Origin of the sequence: Naumannella cuiyingiana, assembly GCF_013408305.1 — a bacterium.
GTDB classification, from domain to species: Bacteria; Actinomycetota; Actinomycetes; order Propionibacteriales; family Propionibacteriaceae; genus Naumannella; species Naumannella cuiyingiana.
This window is the reverse complement of record NZ_JACBZS010000001.1, coordinates 1,526,712-1,543,218: the sequence shown is the minus strand read 5'-3', so window position 1 is coordinate 1,543,218 and position 16,507 is coordinate 1,526,712. Positions and strand designations below refer to the sequence as shown.

The window sequence follows — 16,507 nt, the reverse complement described above, 5'->3', positions numbered from 1 at the left end:
GCCGACCGGTCACCGGCCGGCGCCCCGAAACCAGGTGCCGGCACCGCCGATCGGGGTACGCCGATGACCGCAACCTTCGGGCCCGGCCCGCACACGCTGCTGCTCGACGGTGAACCGATCGCGCCGCTGGCGGTCGCCGAGAACTATCGCGACCGGCGGCGGGGCCTGCTCGGGACCGATGCGGTCGACGGTGCCCTGTGGATCACCCGCTGCCCGTCGGTACACATGATCGGGATGCGCTATCCGATCGACGCGGCCGTACTCGACCGCGACGGCGTCGTGCTGCACGTGACCACGCTCCGGCCGTGGGTCGGGCTGACTCGGCCCCGGCTGGCGGCGAGCGCGACCCTGGAGGCCGCCGCCGGGCAGCTCGACCGGTGGGGGGTCCGGCCGGGCAGGCGGCTGGCGATCCGCCGCGCCGCCGATCGGTGACCCACCCCGATCAACCGCGGGCCTCCCGTTCCACCCACCGGCAGATCACGTCGACGACGTAGTCCCGCTGGGCCTGGCTCAGCTCGACGCCGGAGTCGATCTTGTGGTTGATCCGCAGGCAGCGCCGGCAGCAGGTCGCGGTGGCGTGCTGGGCGCGGAACACCGGATGCCCGCCCCACGGCGTCTGCCGGCCGTCGTTGTCCGGGCGCGCCGGCGCGAGTCGCTTGTCGATCAGCTCGGCGGCGTGCTCGCGTACCGTCGGCAGACCCCGCAGCGCCACGAACTCCCGCTCGGCGGCGCGCAGGTGGAACCGGGAGCGGAACGGGATCGCGGTGATCTTGTCGATCACCGCATCAAGATCATGGCCCACCCGATCAGGGTAGTTCGAGATAGCGGCCGGTCCGGCTCGCGGCGACCCCGGCGATGTCTTCGGGTACGCCCGCGGCGACCACGCGGCCGCCGTCGTCGCCCGGGCCCGGGCCGAGGTCGACGATCCAGTCGGTGACCGCCAGCGTGCGCGGGTCGTGGGTGGCGATCAGCACGGTATTGCCGGCGTCCACCAGCCGCTGCAACTGGCCGACCAGCAGATCGGTGTCCGCGGCGTGCAGGCCGGTCGTCGGCTCGTCCAGCAGGTAGAGGCTGTGCCCGCGCGGCGCGCGATGCAGCTCCGAAACCAGCTTGATCCGCTGCGCCTCGCCGCCGGACAGGGTGGGCGCGCTCTGCCCCAGCGCCAGGTAGCCGAGCCCGATGTCGGTGAGCAGTCGCAGGATCCGCGCGGCGACCGGCACATCGCCCAGGAAGTCGGCCGCCTCGTCGACGCTCATCGCCAACACGTCGGCGATGCTCCGTCCGCGGTAGGTCACCTCCAGCGTCTCCGGGTTGTAGCGCCTGCCGTGGCAGACCGGGCAGGGCGTGGTCTCGGTCGGCATGAACAGCAGCTCGATGCTTACCACCCCGTCGCCGAGACAGTGCGGACACCGTCCCGCCGGCTGGTTGAACGAGAACCGGCCCGCCCCGAAGCCCCGGCGAGCGGCCTCCGGTTGGGCGGCGAAGAGGCGGCGTACCCCGTCGAACAATCCGGTGTAGGTGGCCAGGTTCGACCTGGAGGTACGCCCGATCGGCCGCTGGTCGACCACCACCAGCCGATCGATCGCGCCCAGCCCCTCGGCCGCGGCGACGCTCAGCCGGTCCTCGCCGAGGTCCCACAGGGGTACGCCCTCGGCCAGTTCGTCGGCCACCTCGACCGAGTCGGGCTCGCGCGCCTCGTCGGCTGCTGTCTCGGGGGCGTCGAGGTGCGCGCGCACCTCGTTCGCCAGCGCGGTCAGCACGCTGGTCTTGCCCGATCCGGACACCCCGGTGAGGGCTCCGAATGCCGCCAGCGGCAACCGCACATCCGTGCCGCGCAGGTTGTGGCCGGTGATCTGGCGCAGGGTGATCCAGTTCGCGATCGGCCGACGCGAGGCCGGGCCTGGCGCGGGCGGGGCGTCCGGGCCGAGATAGCGCGCGGTCGCGGAGCCGTCGACGCCGGCGATGCCGTCGCGCGGCCCGTTGTAGAGCACCCGGCCCCCGTAGCGGCCGGCGCCCGGCCCGAGGTCGACGATCCACTCGGCCGCCTCGAGCACCCGGGAGTTGTGCTCCACCACGAACACCGTGTTGCCCTCGTCGCGCAGGCGGTGCAGCGCGCCGAGCAGCAGCTCGGTGTCGGAGGGATGCAGCCCGGCCGACGGCTCGTCCAGCACGTACAACACCCCGAACAGCCCGCTGCGCAGTTCGGTCGCCAGATGCAACCGCTGCAACTCACCGCCCGACAGGGTCGAGGTCGGTCGGGCGGTGGCCAGATAGCCCAGGCCGAGGTCGATCAGCGTACCCAGATGATCATCGAGCACGTCGATCAGCGCGTGCGCGGCCTGGCGCCGCTCGGCCGGCAGGGCCTCGGTTTCGGGATGGGTACGCGCGGCCGTCAGGAACGCGGCCAGCTCGGTGAGCGGCAGTCGGGCCGCGTCGGCGATGTCGGAGCCCGCGATCGTCACCGCGAGCGCCTCGGGGTTGAGCCGCTTGCCGTGGCATGTCGGGCACAGCCGTTCGCTCATGAACGACGCCGCCCTGGCCCGCATTTTTGCCGACGGGGAGTCGGCGAAGGTGTGCTGCACCCAGCGCTTCGGGCTCATGTAGGTGCCCTGATAGCGGTTCTCCACGCGCACGGTCGGCTGCTCGTCGGTGGTCAGCACCCAGCGCCGGGTCTTCGCCGGCAGCGTCCTGAACGGTGCGTCGACATCGATGCCGAGGATCCGCAGGATGCGCCGGTAGTTCTTGCCGCCGAAGGCGCCGGGCCAGGCCGCGATCGCCCCGTCCTCGATGCTCAGGTCGGGGTCGCCGACCAGCAGGTCCTCATCGACCTGGAGCAGCCGGCCGAGGCCGGAGCAGGTGCGGCAGGCACCGACGGCCGTATTGGGCGAGAAGCTGTCGGAGTCCAGCGGTGCGGCGTCGCGCGGGAACGTGCCGGCCAGATCGGCGGGTCGGTAGCCCTCGGGGTAGGTGCCCGAGCGCGAATAGAGCATCCGCAACACGTTGGAGACCCGGGAGACGGTGCCGACCGTGGAGCGGGTGCTCCCGCCGTGCTGCTGGCGCAGCGCGACGGCCGGCGGCAGGCCGGTGATCCGGCGTACCCGCGGCGCCGAGCCCTGGTCGATCAGCCGCCGGGCGTAGGGGGCGACCGATTCCAGGTAGCGCTGGCGGGACTGGGCATAGATGGTGTCGAAGGCCAGCGAGGACTTCCCGGAGCCCGAGATCCCGGTGAACGCGACGACGGTGTCGCGGGGGATGTCGATGTCGAGCTCGCGCAGATTGTGCTCGGCTGCCCCGCGTACCGCGATCTGCCCCGGCACCGCTTCGGGTCGCTCGGACATGATCACCTCCTGCGTCCTCGGCCTACCCGAGTAGGCCACAGCGACGCCTCTCGGGCAAGCCGGATCGCGCGGCGACGATCCCCCTCCCCCTCAATTGTTTCCGTAGTTATGACCCTCATTCGTCTCCCAGAGCGGGCATAACTACGGAAACAATCCGGAGGGAGGGGCCGTGAGCGGTCCCCGGGCGGCCAGGGGCTGCCTCAGAAGGCGGCCTCCGGCAGGTCCATGATCGCCAGATCGGTCCGCTCGGCGATCTTGCGCTCGGCGGTCAGCTTCGGCAGGACCTGGGCGACGAAGAACCGCGCCGAGGCAACCTTGCCGGTGTAGAACGCCTCGTCGGCCGCCGACAGCCCGCCCTGCTCGAGCTTCGTCGCCGCCACGTCTCCCGCGCGGACCAGCAGGTACGCCACGACGAGGTCGCCGAGCATCATCAGCAGGCGGGTGGTGTTCAGCGCCACCTTGTAGGTGTTGCGCGGCTCCTGGGCGGCGGCGGTGATGTCGTTGATCATCAGCCCGACCACGCCGGCCACGTCGTCCATCGCCCGCTTCAGCGTGGCGCGCTCCTCGGTCAGCGGGCCCTCGGACTCGATGAAGGCGGACAGTTCGGCGGTGAGCAGGCCGATGGCGTGACCGCCGTCCTTGATGATCTTGCGGAAGAACAGGTCCTGGCCCTGGATCGCGGTGGTGCCCTCGTAGAGGGTGTCGATCTTGGCGTCGCGCACATACTGCTCGATCGGGTAGTCGGCGAGGAAGCCTGAGCCGCCGAAGGTCTGCAGCGACTCGGTGCCGAGCAGCACCCAGGAGCGCTCCGAGCCGTAGCCCTTGACGATCGGCAACAGCAGGTCGTTGATCCGCTCGGCGTCCTCGTCGCGCTCGCCCGCGGCCTCGGCCATCCAGACCCGGTCCTGGAAGCCCGCGGTGTAGGCGACCAGCAGCCGCATCCCCTCGGCGAACGACTTCTGCGTCATCAGCGAGCGTCGCACATCCGGGTGGTGGGTGATCGTCACCCGCGGCGCGTCCTTGCCGGGATTGAGCAGATCGGCGCCCTGCTTGCGCTCCTTGGCGTACTCCAGCGCATTCAGATAGCCCGTCGACAGGGTCGCGATCGCCTTGGTGCCCACCATCATCCGCGCATGCTCGATGACCTTGAACATCTGCGCGATACCGTCGTGCACCTCGCCCAGCAGCCAGCCCTTGGCCGGCTCACCGTCGCCGAAGGTCAGTTCGCAGGTGGTGGAGACCTTGATCCCCATCTTCTTCTCGACGTTGGTCGCGTACACGCCGTTGCGCTCGCCGGTCAGCTCGCCGGTCTCATGATCGAAATGGTACTTGGGGACCACGAACAGGCTCAGTCCCTTGGTGCCCGGGCCGCCGACGCCCTCGACGCCGACCGGCCGCGCCAGCACCAGGTGGATGATGTTCTCGGTCATGTCGTGCTCGCCGGAGGTGATGAAGCGCTTCACGCCCTCGATGTGCCAGGAACCGTCGTCCTGCGGGATCGCGCGGGTACGCCCGGCGCCCACGTCGCTGCCCGCGTCGGGCTCGGTCAGCACCATGGTCGCGCCCCACTGCCGATCGACCATGTGCCTGGCGATCGAGCGGTCGCGCTCCGTCCCGCCGTTGCCGCCACCGGTGTAGACGACCTCGGAGAACTTCGGGCCCGCGGAGTAGATGTAGACGGCCGGATTCGCGCCGAGCACCATCTCCATCAGGCTCCAACGCAGCGACGGCGGGGTCGGCTGACCGTCGAGATCGGCGGACAGCTCGACTCGCCACCAGTCCGAGTCCATGTAGGACTTGAAGGCCATCTTGAACGACTCCGGCATCGCGACGGTACGCGTCTCCGCGTCGTAGTGCGGCGGGTTCCGGTCGCTGTCGGCGAACGGCTCGGCCAGCTTGGTACGCGCCAGCACGTCCACCTCGGCGAGCATCGCCCGGGCGGTCTCGACGTCCAGTTCCTCGGCCGGGCCGGTGCCCAGCACCGCATCTCGTCCGAGCACCTCGAACAGGTTGAACTCGATGTCACGGACGTTCGACTTGTAATGGCTCATGGTTGCTGCCTTGCCCCTCGGAGTCACGTGTTACTGACCGGTAACCAGTTCGAGTGTAGACACGATTCCCTCGGTCGGGCAACGCCGCGATCCCGTGTGTCGGGGCCGGCATCGCACTGTGCAGAAGACCGACCCGGGACCGCTTCCGCAGCGACGGTGGGACCCGGTAGGGTCTGCAACCGGCAGGTGATTGGTTCGGGGGAATCATCGGTCTGCCAGTTCCGATGGCGCAGACCGGTGGAGGAAAATGTCACCTCAGTGGTGGACACGATTGTCGGGGCGGCGTAACCGCTCGAACGATCAACCTGCTCCCCGCCGTTCTGCCGGCGATTCTCCCTCCCCGTCCGATGCCGAGGACGACTTCTATGAGTGGCTCGACCGCGCCAAGCAGTCGGCCGCGCCTGATCAGGCCGGGCATCAACCCGACCCGCAGTCGCCCCCAACCGGCGTACCCGAACGCGTGGGTACGCCGTCACCACCACCATCCGAAAGGCAGTTCCTGATGTCCCAACTCGACCAGTCCGTCGCCGAACTCACCGCCATCGAGGGAGCGACGGCCGCGGCCATCGTCGACATCGGCAGCGGGATGGCTCTCGCCGCCAGCGGCAACCCCGGCTTCAATCTCGATGTCGCCGCCGCCGGCAATTCGAATGTGGTCCGGGCCAAGTTGAACACCATGCGCGAGCTCGGGCTGACCGGCGCCATCGACGACATCCTGATCACCCTCGAAGATCAGTACCACCTGATCAATGTCTTGTCCGAGGAGTCGACCCAGGGGCTGTTCATCTACCTCGTGCTGAACAAGAACACCGCGAATCTCGCGCTGGCCCGGCACCGCCTGTCCAACGTGGCCAAGAAGGTCAGCGTCTGACCTGCCCCGCGGCGCCCCGTCGCCGGGGCGTCGCGGGATCCCCCCGCTCACTTGCTCACCGAAAGGGTCCTGCCGATGGCAGAGCTGCTCGAAATTCGTGACATCGCCAAGTCCCGCGAACATGTTCCGGTGTTGCGGGGGGTGAATCTCTCCCTGGCCGAGGGGGAGGTGCTCGGCCTGGTCGGCGCCAATGGCGTCGGCAAGTCCACCCTGATGGCGATCCTCGCCGGTGACCTGCGTCCGGACACCGGCCAGATGCGACTGTCGGGCGAGCCCTATGCCCCGCACGACAACGACGAGGCTCGCCGGCACGGCGTCGGCATCATCCGTCAGCAGTTCCGCCTCGACCCGGGTCAGACCGTTGCCCAGGCGATCTTTCGGGAGAGCTTCCACGCCGGCCGGCCGCACGAGGAGCTGCGTCGCCCGGCCGCCCAGTTGTTGCGCGATGTCGGCACCGAGATCTCCGCCGACACCCTGCTCGGAGATCTTCGCCGCGCCGAGCACGCGATCATCGAATCGGTCCGGATGTTGGCCGAGGACGCCCAGGTCGTGATCATGGACGAGGTGGGCTCGACCTTCAACGTGCGCGAGATCGACGACCTGCACTTCATCACCAGCCGGTTGACCAGCCAGGGGCGGGCGGTGATCTACATCTCGCACCGGCTGACCGAGGTGAAGGCGGTCTCCGACCGGGTCGTCGTGCTCCGCGAGGGCCGGGTCAGCGCCGAGCTCGACCCCTATCGGGTGTCCACCGACGACATCGCCGAGGCCATGATCGACCGGCGTCCGGGTGAGCTGGTCCGGGTCAGCCACGTCGTCGACGAGCCGGTGCTCGAGGTCAGCGGCCTTCGGGTCGCCGATGCCGTGCACGGGGTGGACCTGAAGGTACGCCGGGGCGAGGTGGTCGGCCTCGTCGGCGCGCGTCGCGGCGGCATGTACGAGCTGGTCGGGGCACTCGTCGGCCAGTTCCCGATGACCGCGGGCACCGTGCTGGTGCAGGGCGAGCCCCGGGTGATCAATTCCCCGGCCGACGCGACGGCGCTGCGGATCGGCTATTTCTCCGACGATGACGACGAGCTCGGGCTGTCCAACAGCGAATCGATCGCCCGCAACCTGATGATCGGCGGCTGGGACGAGGGCGTCGACTTCGAGACCGAGGTCGCCGCCCTGCGCGACGTGATCGAGACCATCCAACGGCTCAACGTGCGGGCGGTGAGCATCCAGCGCGGCGTCGGCGACCTCTCCGGAGGCGACCGGCAGAAGATCGCGCTGACCCGGTGGATGACCGAGGACCGCGACGTGTTGATCCTGAACGAGCCCACCCGCGGCCTCGACATCGGTGCCCGCGAGGACGTGTTGCAGATCCTCGGCGAACACACCGAGGCCGGCCGATCGGCGATCATCGTCTCCTCCGACCTGGAGGACATCGTCGCCTGGTGTGATCGGGTCGTCGTGATGCGCGACGGCGTGATCGTCGACGACCTCTCCACCCAGGGCCTGTCGGCCGACGCGCTGGACTCGCGGGTCCATCCGCTCCCGCAGGGCACGCGGACCGCGGGCGGCAGCACCGCCTTCGGCTGACCGGCCTCGATCCGGCACGACGCCGATCCGGCTAGGGGGGATCCGGCTTGAGGGGAGCTGGCTTGAGGGGGATCTGGGGGCGCCGGCGCGACCTAGACTGAGCGTGTGCAGCGCGTCGCCACCCAGGGCCCGGCCCGACCGGGCCGGCGGGACCGTGCGACAGGCGCGCCGGGTGCCGCCGGCTGGCTCGCCGGCATCCTCGCAGCCGCGGCCGGCCTGATCGCCAGCGAGCTCGTCGCCCGACTGAGCGGCACGGTCTCGCCGTTCGTCGCGGTCGGCAACCGCGCGGTCGATCTCAGCCCGACCCCGGTCAAGGAATGGGCGATCGCCACCTTCGACACCGCCGACAAGGCGGTGCTGCTCGGCGGGGCCCTGATCGTCGTGCTGGCGCTCGCGGCGCTCGCCGGCGCGGTCGCGGTACGCCGGTTCACCGCCGGCATGTTGATCGGTGTCGGCCTCGCGGCGCTCGCGCTGCTCGCTGTCGTCTTCGAGCCGGGCGGCAGCGCCGCCGCGCTGTTGCCCCTCGCCGCCCTGGTCATCGTGGGGCTGGGTGCGCTGCGCCTGCTGGTCACCGCCGCCGCCGAGCCCGCAAGCGGACCGGACGGCCGACGGCGCTTCCTGGTCCGCGCCGGCGGGGTCGCCGCCGCCACGGCCGTCGGCGGGCTGCTGCTCGGCGTACTGCCCGAACCGGCCGCCACCCGAGTTCGCCGCGCGCTGCGGCTGCCGGCCCCCACCCGGCCCGCCGCCGCGCCACCTCCCGCGCTGCCGGTCCCCGAGCTCGGGCCGCACATCGTGCCCAGCGACTCCTTCTACCGGATCGACACCGCGCTCGTGGTCCCCGATGTCGACCCCGCCGACTGGACGCTGCGGGTCACCGGCCTCGTCGACCGTCCGCTCACCCTGAGCTTCGCCGACCTGCTGGCCCGCCCGCTGGTCGAGCGGCGGGTGACCCTGGCCTGCGTCAGCAATCCGGTCGGCGGGGACCTGATCGGCAACGCGACCTGGCTCGGCGTACCCATCGCGGAGATCCTGGCCGAGGCGGGTGTGCAGGCGGGGGCCGATGCGGTGAAGTCGACCAGCGCCGATGGCTGGACGTGCGGTACGCCGCTCGCCGCGCTGACCGACGGCCGCGACGCGCTGCTGGCCGTCGGGATGAACGGCGAACCACTGCCGGCCGAACACGGATTCCCGGTGCGGATGGTGGTGCCCGGTCTGTACGGCTATGTCTCGGCGACGAAATGGTTGGCCGAGTTGGAGGTGACGCGATTCGCCGACTTCGCCGCGTACTGGACGGTGCGCGGGTGGTCCGAGCAGGGTCCGGTGAAGACGTCGTGCCGGATCGACGTGCCGCGCGAGTCGCAAGTGCCGGCCGGTCGGGTCTGGTTGGCCGGGGTGGCCTGGGCCCAGCACACGGGCATCGACCGGGTCGAGGTCCAGATCGGCGACGGCCCGTGGCAGGCCGCCGAGCTGGCCGACGAGGACACGATCGACACCTGGCGGCAGTGGCGGCTCGCCTGGGACGCGGTGCCCGGCGAGTACCGGGTGACCGCGCGGGCGACCGACCGGACGGGGGCGACACAGACCTCGGAGGTGCGCGGGGTGCTTCCCGACGGCGCCACCGGCTGGCCCTCGCGTACCTATCGGGTGGCCTGAGTCGCCCTCGCGTACCCTCCTGATCATGAGCGAGGCCAGCCAGACCGAGTCGAACGGCGCCGTCCGGGTGGCGGCGGTGGACGACGTGCCGCCCGGGGAGACGCTTCTGGTCAGCGCCGACCTGCTCGGCACCGACGACGATGTCGCGCTGATCCGCGACGACGACGGCACCTACTACGCGCTCGACGACACCTGCAGCCACGAGGAGGCCTCGCTGGCCGACGGCTGGGTGGAGGGCGGCGCGATCGAGTGCCCCCTGCATGCGTCGACCTTCGATCTGGCGACGGGGCGCCCGCAGTGCCTGCCCGCGACCCGGCCGGTGCGTACCCACGCTGTGCAGACCCGCAACGGCGAGGTCTGGATCACGCCCGACCGTTCCTGAACGACTCCTCAGGAACGGTCCCGATCGGCGCCGGGACGGGCTCTCGGCGGTCCTCCGCGCGGCGACCAGGTGACAGCCATAGAAGATTTCCTCAGGAAGATTTCAGAATCCGCCGAAAGTCGCCTAGACTCCCCAGCGAATCGGACAGAGTCTTCCCGAAGCAGGAGTTTGATCTTGAGCAACGCACCTCGACGCGGCCTTCCCCAGGACCAGGCACCGATCGACGACGCGCCGGCGACCTCGGCCCGCGGCCGCCGTGCGGCGGCCGCCGCCGCCGGTCCGTTCGGTCGGCTGGCGCGGCTGAGCCCGAAGATGGGCAACCGGGTCGTCCGGATCGCCATTCCCGCCGTCGCCGCGCTGGCCCTGACCGGCACCGTGGCGGCCGCGACGGCGCTGCGCACGCCGCAGGCGGCCGAGCCGGCACCGGCCGTGGCGACCCTGCCGGCCCGCGCCCTCGACGAGCGCGCCACTCGCGACGAGGCGCGCCCGGAGCTGAGCCCGTCGGCCTCGCCGTCGCAGGAGCCGAGCAAGTCCCCGACCCCGGATCCGAAGAAGAAGCCGAAGCCGACGGCGACCCTCAAGGAGAAGAAGGAAGAGTCGACCAAGGCGGTCGGAACGCGCTACGCCACCGAGTCGGTGAACGTGCGGTCCGAGGCCGATGCCGGTTCGGGTTCGGTCGGCTCGCTGGAGGCTGGCGACGAGGTCAGCATCACGGCCAATGACTCCGACGGCTGGCAGCAGGTTCTGTACAAGGACAAGCCGCGCTGGGTGAAGGCCGAGTTCCTGAGCAAGAAGAAGCCGCAGCTCTCGTCGGGCTCGGGTTCCGGTTCGTCGGGTTCCTCGGGCTCGTCCGGGTCCTCGTCGGGTTCGAAGTCGGACTCCGACTCGGGCTCCTCGGGCGGTACCGGGGGTAGCTGCAACCGCGACCTCGGCTCCCAGTCGGGCCTGTCGAGTTCGGCCCGTCGGACCTGGAACGCGGTCTGCGCGCAGTTCGCGGCGGTGAAGAGCATCGGTGGCACCCGGGGCGGCAGCGGCAGCTACCACAACACCGGCCAGGCGATCGACGTGATGGTCAGCCTCGACGCCGGCTACGAGATCGCCGACTGGGCCCGGGCGAATGCCTCCGAGCTCGGCATCACCGAGGTCATCCACGCCAAGCGGATCTGGACCACGCAGCGCTCCAGCGAGGGCTGGCGTTCGATGTCGGATCGCGGAGGCACCACGGCCAACCACATGGACCACGTGCACATCTCGACCAAGTGAGCCGCGCGGGCTTCGTCCCGCCGCCAGCCACGAGCCGGCCGCACCCCTCGGGTGCGGCCGGCTCGCTGTCGTTCGGGCCGTCTGCCGCCCCAGACGCGGGTTGAACCGGCAGCCGCGGGCTGGGTCGGCAGGCGCGAGGGTTGCGACGTTCGCGGGTGCCGGTTGGGTTCGCGGGAGGGGTACGCCGCTGCAGGCGCGGGCTGTACTGGCAGGCGCAGTCTCAGTCGGCAGCCACGGGCCGAACCGGCATGCGCAGGCCGAGTCGGCAGGCGCGGGCAGAACCGGCAGGCGCGGGCGGAACCGGCATGCGCGGGCTGTGCTGGCAGCCGCGGGCTGGGTCGGCAGGCGCGAGGGTTGCGACGTTCGCGGGTGCCGGTTGGGTTCGCGGGCGTGGGTACGCCGCTGCAGGCGCGGGCCGAACCGGCAGGCGCGGGATGAGTCGCCGGGCCCGGAATCCGGGCACGAGAACGGCCCCCGTCGAGGACGGGGGCCGGCTTGGTGGGGTTGACGCTGGCGTCAGCCCATGTGGCCGCGACGCTGCGCGACCAGGATCAGCTCGTCGCGCATCGAGGGGGTCGCGGCGTTGTTGATCGCGCGGTTGATGGCGCGGCGGGAGCGGGCCGCCTCGCGGCGGGCCCGGAGGTTGGTGGCGATCGACGACATGGTGATCAGTCCCTTCCAGGGTCGTGGGTGTCAGGATGAGGATTTCCCGGAGGATCGACTCTGATACGGGAACATCTTCATGATACGTCGTTATTCCCCGGAAGATCTAACCCAGAAGCACCAAATCACGGGCAGATTCGTATGAGTTCCCTCACATGATGCGGCCGCTCCGCTCAGAGCGCCCCGCTGGCCCACAACAAACCGCTGCCGCCGCCCGACAACCGGGCCGCATAGGCCGTCGCCTGGGCGTCCGTCAGCCCCGCGATGAAGTCGATCACCCCGCGCCCGCGCGACATCCGGGCCAGTTCCGCGTCACCGGTGTGCCCGGCCAGCAGCTCGGGCTGTTCGCGAGCCACCCGCCGATAGCCCTCCTCGGCCGTCGCCACCAGATCGAGCAGCCGGCGCGGCGCGCGCGGCGCCTCCCGCCGCTCGGACAACCAGTCATCGAAGGCGCTCGCCAAGGTCTGCAGCAGCCGGGCCTGGCCGCGCTGCTGCATCGCCAGGTCGGGCCGGTGCAGCACGAACCGCTGATGCAGGAACTTGAGCACCTGCACCCGGTGCCAGGCCCCGGTGCCCAAGGTGGCGTAGGAGGTACGCACCGGCGGGTCGGGCAACAGGCGTACCTCCGAGATCAGATCGTCGATCCAGGTCGCGGTGAATCCGGACAGCGCGCGATCGGCGGCCATCGAGCCGTCGTAGGGGAGGATCAGCACGGTGTCGATGAAGCCCTCGCTGACGGCCAGCACGGCCTCGCGGAAGGCATCGGCATCGAAGATCCACCCGTCGCGACCGGCCAGCCGCCGGCGCAACAGCTCCAACCCCGCGCCGGGGACCCGGCCGGGCGCCAGCTCGGCATCGGGCAGCCGACCGAGCTCGCCACCGCGCGACAGCCAGTTGTGGAACTCCCCGGAGATCGGCGAGTACTGCAACACCCCCGAGCGGTGGAAGTCCTCCAGATCATGGATCGAGTAGGCGATGTCGTCGGCGAGATCCATCACCGCGCATTCCAGGCTTTGGCGCCCCGGGGCGAGACCCATCGTGGCGATCACCTCGGTCATCTCGGCAAGATCGGGCAGGTACGCGCCGAACTTCGCCGCCCCGTGACCATCGGGCCCCGGCGCCGCCCCGCGCGGCGGGACCGGCCAGCCCGTCGGGTGCGGATCGGGCAGGTGGGTACGCCCCCACGGGTACTTCAGCACGGCCGCGCGGGTCGCCGCGGTCAGGTTCAGGCCGTCGCTGCCGGGCCCGTGCACCTCGAGCTCGGTGAGGATCCGCCAGGTCTGGGCATTGCCCTCGAAGCCGTCGGCGAGCCCGAACTCCTCGCGCCCGATCCGGTCCAGGATCTGCTCCCCCAGATGCCCGAACGGCGGGTGACCCAGGTCGTGGGCGACCGCGCCCGCCTGGGCGACCACATGATCAAGACCGCCGAGCGTACCGATCAGCTCGGGGTCCGCGGTCCGGAGCAGGCCGACGGCGACGGCGCGGGCCACCGCGGTGACCTTGATCGAATGGGTCAGCCGGTTGTGCACCACCCGGTCGGTGGCGCCCGGCGTGACCACCTGGGTCACCTCCGCCAGCCGGGCGAAGCTGGGCGCGAAGCGCAGGCGTTCCAGATCGACCCGGAACTCCGACTCCGAGCCCGGGGTCAGCGGTTTCCAGTCGCTCGATTCCGGCCGGGCCCGGCGCATTCGGACGTGGGTTGGGACGGCCATGGGCCGAGCGTAGTCCGGGATCGCTGATCGGACGCCGAACGGCCGGACTAGCGTGGGGCACATGAGCGCTCCGGTTGATCCCACCACCACCACCGCCTGGGCCGAGCTGGACCGGTTGCGGGGCGAGTTCACTCCCGATCTGCGGGCCTGGTTCGACGCCGAGCCGAGCCGGGTCGTCGACCTCACCCACGATGCCGCCGATCTGCATGTCGACCTGTCCAAGTCCTACCTGACGCCCGACGTGATCGCCGCGCTGATCAGGCTCGCCGAGCAGACCCGGGTGGCCGAGCGCCGCGACGCGATGTTCGCCGGCGAGAAGATCAACACCACCGAGGACCGCGCGGTGCTGCACACCGCGCTGCGGCTGCCTCGCGATGCCCGGCTGGAGGTCGACGGAGAGAACGTTGTCGAGCATGTGCACGCCGAATTGGACAAGATGTACGCCTTTGCCGACCGCGTGCGCTCCGGGGAGTGGACGGGCAGCACCGGCAAGCGCATCGAGACGGTGATCAACATTGGCATCGGCGGCTCCGATCTCGGGCCGGTGATGGTCTACGAGGCGCTGGCGCCCTACCGCCAGGAGGGGCTGGAATGCCGGTTCGTCTCCAACATCGACCCGGCCGACCTGGCCGAGACCACCCAGGGCCTCGACCCCGAGACCACCCTGTTCATCGTCGCCTCCAAGACCTTCACCACGCTGGAGACGATGACCAATGCCCGGATGGCGCGGGCCTGGCTGCTCGACGGGCTGCGCGCGGCCGGCGCGATCACCGGCGATGATCAATCCGCCGAGGCGATCGCGAAGCATTTCGTCGCGGTCTCCACCGCCTTGGACAAGGTCGCCGAGTTCGGTATCGATCCCGACAACGCCTTCGGCTTCTGGGACTGGGTCGGGGGCCGCTACTCGGTCGACTCGGTGATCGGCACCAGCGTCTGCATCGCGATCGGGCCGGAGCGCTTCGCCGAGTTCCTCGGCGGCTTCCGGGCCATCGACGAGCACTTCCTGAACGAGCCGGTGGCCAGCAATGTGCCGATGATCATGGGCCTGCTGAATGTCTGGTACAACAACTTCCTCGGCGCGCAGAGCCATGCCGTCCTGCCTTATCAGCAGTACCTGCACCGCTTCCCGGCGTACCTGCAGCAGTTGACCATGGAGTCCAACGGCAAGTCGGTGCGCTGGGACGCGACCGCGGTGACCACCCAGACCGGTGAGGTCTTCTGGGGTGAGCCGGGCACCAACGGTCAGCACGCGTTCTTCCAGTTGCTGCACCAGGGCACCAAGCTGATTCCGGCCGATTTCATCGGCATCGCCAATCCGGCCCACGCGCTGACCGACGGCGAGACGGACGCCCACGACCTGCTGATGGGTAACTTCTTCGCCCAGACCGCGGCGCTGGCCTGGGGCAAGACCGAGCAGGAGGTACGTGCGGAGGGCACGGACGAGTCGATCATCGGCGCGCGGATCTTCCCCGGCAATCGGCCGACCGCGGCGATCATGGCGGCCGAGCTGTCGCCGCGCGTGGTCGGCGAGCTGATCGCGCTGTACGAGCACATCACGTTCACCGAGGGCGCGGTCTGGGGCATCGACTCCTTCGACCAGTGGGGCGTCGAGCTGGGCAAGAGCCTGGCCAAGGAGCTTGCCCCGGCCGTCGCCGGCGACGCCGCCGCGCTCGACCGCGCCGACCCGAGCACCCGCGCGCAGATCGAGTGGTACCGCCGGCACCGCCGCTAGGCTGGCGCGATGGCAGCCGCTGAGCGGGAGCCGGCCGGGCCCTTGCGGCTGGCCTTCGTCTCGATGCACACCTCGCCCGACGACAAGCCGGGTTCGGGCGACGCCGGGGGCATGAATGTGGTCGAGTCGCACCAGGCCTTCGCGCTGGCCGAGCTCGGGCACAGCGTCGAGTTGATCACCCGGCGCAGTTCGCCCGACCAGCCGGAGCTGGCCGAGCTGCGGCCGGGCGTGACCCTGCGCCGGCTCACCGCCGGCCCGGCGGAGCCGGTGGCCAAGTCACGGCAGAACCTGTTGATCGGCGAGTTCTCCGCCCAACTGGCCGAGCTCGACGCCGACTGGGACCTGATCCATTCCCAGCACTGGATGTCGGGCGTCGCGGCGCTGCCGGTCGCGCGGGCGCTCGGCGTACCCCACGTGCAGAGCTATCACTCGGTGGCCGCCCCGCCGGGCGCCACGCTGGACGAGGGCGAGCCGCCGGAATCGGCCGACCGCGTCGCGGGCGAGGCCTTGATCGCGCGCGAGTCCGATCTGGTGATCGCGGTCAGCGGACACGAGGCGGCGACGATCATCACCCGCTGCGGCGCCGCGCCCGACCGGGTGGTCGTGGTCCGCCCGGGCGTCGACGAGTCGGTCTTCACCCCCGACGGCGAAGGCTTCGACTGGGCCCGGATCGGCGCCAGGGTCGATCGGCGTGGCGTCGCGTTGTTCGCCGCGCGGCTGCAACCGCTGAAGGGGGTGGCGCTGGCGATCCGGGCGATCGCCCGCGTGCCGGACGAGGTACGCCCGACGCTGGTGCTGGCCGGAGATGCCTCGGCCGACCATGCGGGCTATGCCGACCGGCTGCGCGAGCTGGCCGAGGCGGAGGGGATCGGTGGCGAGACGACCTTCACCGGGCCGCAGGAGCGTGCCGATCTTGCCCGGATGCTCCGGGGTGCGGAGCTGGTGCTGGTGCCGTCGTACTCGGAGACCTTCGGACTGATCGCGCTGGAGGCGCTCGCGAGCGGCACCCCGGCGGCGATCTGGGGCGGCGCCGGCGGCCTGAACGAGGTGGTCTCCGACGAGACCGGGTTGGTGATGGCCGACCGCGATCCCGATCACTGGGGCGCGGAGATCGCGGCGCTGTTGCGTGATCCGGACCGGCAGCGCGAGCTGTCCGAGGCGGCTGTCCGCCGGGCCCGGAGGCTCGGCTGGCCCCGCGCCGCGCAGCGGCTGGTCAACGCCTATCGGCATCTGCTGGCCGACGAGCGGAAGGATGGTTGAG

At 70.8% G+C, this 16,507-nt stretch carries 13 protein-coding genes; 8 read left to right on the top strand and 5 right to left on the bottom strand.

Translation table 11 applies throughout. The features are described from left to right. The first annotated feature begins 63 nt into the window (after nucleotides 1–63). Nucleotides 64–432 carry a DUF192 domain-containing protein gene (locus GGQ54_RS07120; RefSeq protein WP_179444756.1) on the top strand — a complete coding sequence of 123 codons (369 nt, stop codon included), beginning with the start codon at nucleotides 64–66 and terminating at the stop codon, nucleotides 430–432. Nucleotides 433–442: 10 nt separating this feature from the next. On the opposite strand, the gene GGQ54_RS07115 is transcribed toward GGQ54_RS07120, so the two are convergent. The 3 genes from GGQ54_RS07115 to GGQ54_RS07105 form a co-directional block, all read right to left on the bottom strand. Then, nucleotides 443–802, bottom strand: a complete 360-nt coding sequence (locus GGQ54_RS07115) for a DUF4186 family protein (RefSeq protein ID WP_179444755.1) — start codon at nucleotides 800–802, stop codon at nucleotides 443–445. 4 nt (nucleotides 803–806) lie between these two features. Further along, nucleotides 807–3,338: an excinuclease ABC subunit UvrA gene (locus GGQ54_RS07110; RefSeq protein ID WP_179444754.1), complete on the bottom strand. Its 2,532-nt coding sequence runs from the start codon at nucleotides 3,336–3,338 to the stop codon at nucleotides 807–809. A gap of 200 nt (nucleotides 3,339–3,538) precedes the next feature. Further along, on the bottom strand, nucleotides 3,539–5,389 hold the full coding sequence (locus GGQ54_RS07105) for an acyl-CoA dehydrogenase (RefSeq protein WP_179444753.1): 1,851 nt from the start codon (nucleotides 5,387–5,389) through the stop codon (nucleotides 3,539–3,541). A 502-nt stretch (nucleotides 5,390–5,891) separates the two neighbouring features. Between GGQ54_RS07105 and GGQ54_RS07100 the strand changes: the two genes are divergently transcribed. The 5 genes from GGQ54_RS07100 to GGQ54_RS07080 all read left to right on the top strand — a co-directional run bounded on the left by GGQ54_RS07100 (nucleotide 5,892) and on the right by GGQ54_RS07080 (nucleotide 11,139). Beyond that, nucleotides 5,892–6,260 carry a hypothetical protein gene (locus GGQ54_RS07100; protein ID WP_179444752.1) on the top strand — a complete coding sequence of 123 codons (369 nt, stop codon included), beginning with the start codon at nucleotides 5,892–5,894 and terminating at the stop codon, nucleotides 6,258–6,260. A gap of 75 nt (nucleotides 6,261–6,335) precedes the next feature. Continuing rightward, nucleotides 6,336–7,841, top strand: a complete 1,506-nt coding sequence (locus GGQ54_RS07095) for a sugar ABC transporter ATP-binding protein (RefSeq protein WP_179444751.1) — start codon at nucleotides 6,336–6,338, stop codon at nucleotides 7,839–7,841. Between the two features lie 105 nt (nucleotides 7,842–7,946). Continuing rightward, nucleotides 7,947–9,494, top strand: a complete 1,548-nt coding sequence (locus GGQ54_RS07090) for a molybdopterin-dependent oxidoreductase (protein ID WP_343045886.1) — start codon at nucleotides 7,947–7,949, stop codon at nucleotides 9,492–9,494. Between the two features lie 25 nt (nucleotides 9,495–9,519). Beyond that, nucleotides 9,520–9,876 (top strand): bifunctional 3-phenylpropionate/cinnamic acid dioxygenase ferredoxin subunit, encoded by a 357-nt coding sequence (locus GGQ54_RS07085; RefSeq protein WP_179444750.1) that lies wholly within the window; start codon nucleotides 9,520–9,522, stop codon nucleotides 9,874–9,876. Between the two features lie 174 nt (nucleotides 9,877–10,050). After that, complete coding sequence (locus GGQ54_RS07080; protein WP_179444749.1) at nucleotides 10,051–11,139, top strand: SH3 domain-containing protein; 1,089 nt, start codon at nucleotides 10,051–10,053, stop codon at nucleotides 11,137–11,139. A gap of 516 nt (nucleotides 11,140–11,655) precedes the next feature. On the opposite strand, the gene GGQ54_RS07075 is transcribed toward GGQ54_RS07080, so the two are convergent. Beyond that, complete coding sequence (locus GGQ54_RS07075; protein ID WP_179444748.1) at nucleotides 11,656–11,802, bottom strand: hypothetical protein; 147 nt, start codon at nucleotides 11,800–11,802, stop codon at nucleotides 11,656–11,658. A 173-nt stretch (nucleotides 11,803–11,975) separates the two neighbouring features. Next, nucleotides 11,976–13,514: a deoxyguanosinetriphosphate triphosphohydrolase family protein gene (locus tag GGQ54_RS07070; protein ID WP_179444747.1), complete on the bottom strand. Its 1,539-nt coding sequence runs from the start codon at nucleotides 13,512–13,514 to the stop codon at nucleotides 11,976–11,978. Between the two features lie 61 nt (nucleotides 13,515–13,575). Here GGQ54_RS07070 and pgi point away from each other — a divergent pair, with 61 nt between their 5' ends. Together pgi and GGQ54_RS07060 are read left to right on the top strand one after the other, a co-directional pair. Further along, a complete protein-coding gene (gene pgi / locus GGQ54_RS07065) occupies nucleotides 13,576–15,246 on the top strand; it encodes a glucose-6-phosphate isomerase (RefSeq protein WP_179444746.1) in 1,671 nt (556 codons plus the stop codon). 9 nt (nucleotides 15,247–15,255) lie between these two features. Continuing rightward, nucleotides 15,256–16,506, top strand: coding sequence for a glycosyltransferase (locus GGQ54_RS07060; protein ID WP_179444745.1), 1,251 nt, complete (start codon nucleotides 15,256–15,258; stop codon nucleotides 16,504–16,506). Nucleotide 16,507: the final 1 nt, after the last annotated feature.

What these genes read in the sequence shown, in the direction of transcription:
- GGQ54_RS07120 (WP_179444756.1), top strand. Translation starts at nt 64, where the DNA reads ATGACCGCAACCTTCGGGCCCGGCCCGCACACGCTGCTGCTCGACGGT.
- GGQ54_RS07110 (WP_179444754.1), bottom strand. Translation starts at nt 3,338, where the DNA reads ATGTCCGAGCGACCCGAAGCGGTGCCGGGGCAGATCGCGGTACGCGGG.
- GGQ54_RS07105 (WP_179444753.1), bottom strand. Translation starts at nt 5,389, where the DNA reads ATGAGCCATTACAAGTCGAACGTCCGTGACATCGAGTTCAACCTGTTC.
- GGQ54_RS07100 (WP_179444752.1), top strand. Translation starts at nt 5,892, where the DNA reads ATGTCCCAACTCGACCAGTCCGTCGCCGAACTCACCGCCATCGAGGGA.
- GGQ54_RS07095 (WP_179444751.1), top strand. Translation starts at nt 6,336, where the DNA reads ATGGCAGAGCTGCTCGAAATTCGTGACATCGCCAAGTCCCGCGAACAT.
- GGQ54_RS07085 (WP_179444750.1), top strand. Translation starts at nt 9,520, where the DNA reads ATGAGCGAGGCCAGCCAGACCGAGTCGAACGGCGCCGTCCGGGTGGCG.
- GGQ54_RS07075 (WP_179444748.1), bottom strand. Translation starts at nt 11,802, where the DNA reads ATGTCGTCGATCGCCACCAACCTCCGGGCCCGCCGCGAGGCGGCCCGC.
- GGQ54_RS07070 (WP_179444747.1), bottom strand. Translation starts at nt 13,514, where the DNA reads ATGGCCGTCCCAACCCACGTCCGAATGCGCCGGGCCCGGCCGGAATCG.
- pgi (WP_179444746.1), top strand. Translation starts at nt 13,576, where the DNA reads ATGAGCGCTCCGGTTGATCCCACCACCACCACCGCCTGGGCCGAGCTG.
- GGQ54_RS07060 (WP_179444745.1), top strand. Translation starts at nt 15,256, where the DNA reads ATGGCAGCCGCTGAGCGGGAGCCGGCCGGGCCCTTGCGGCTGGCCTTC.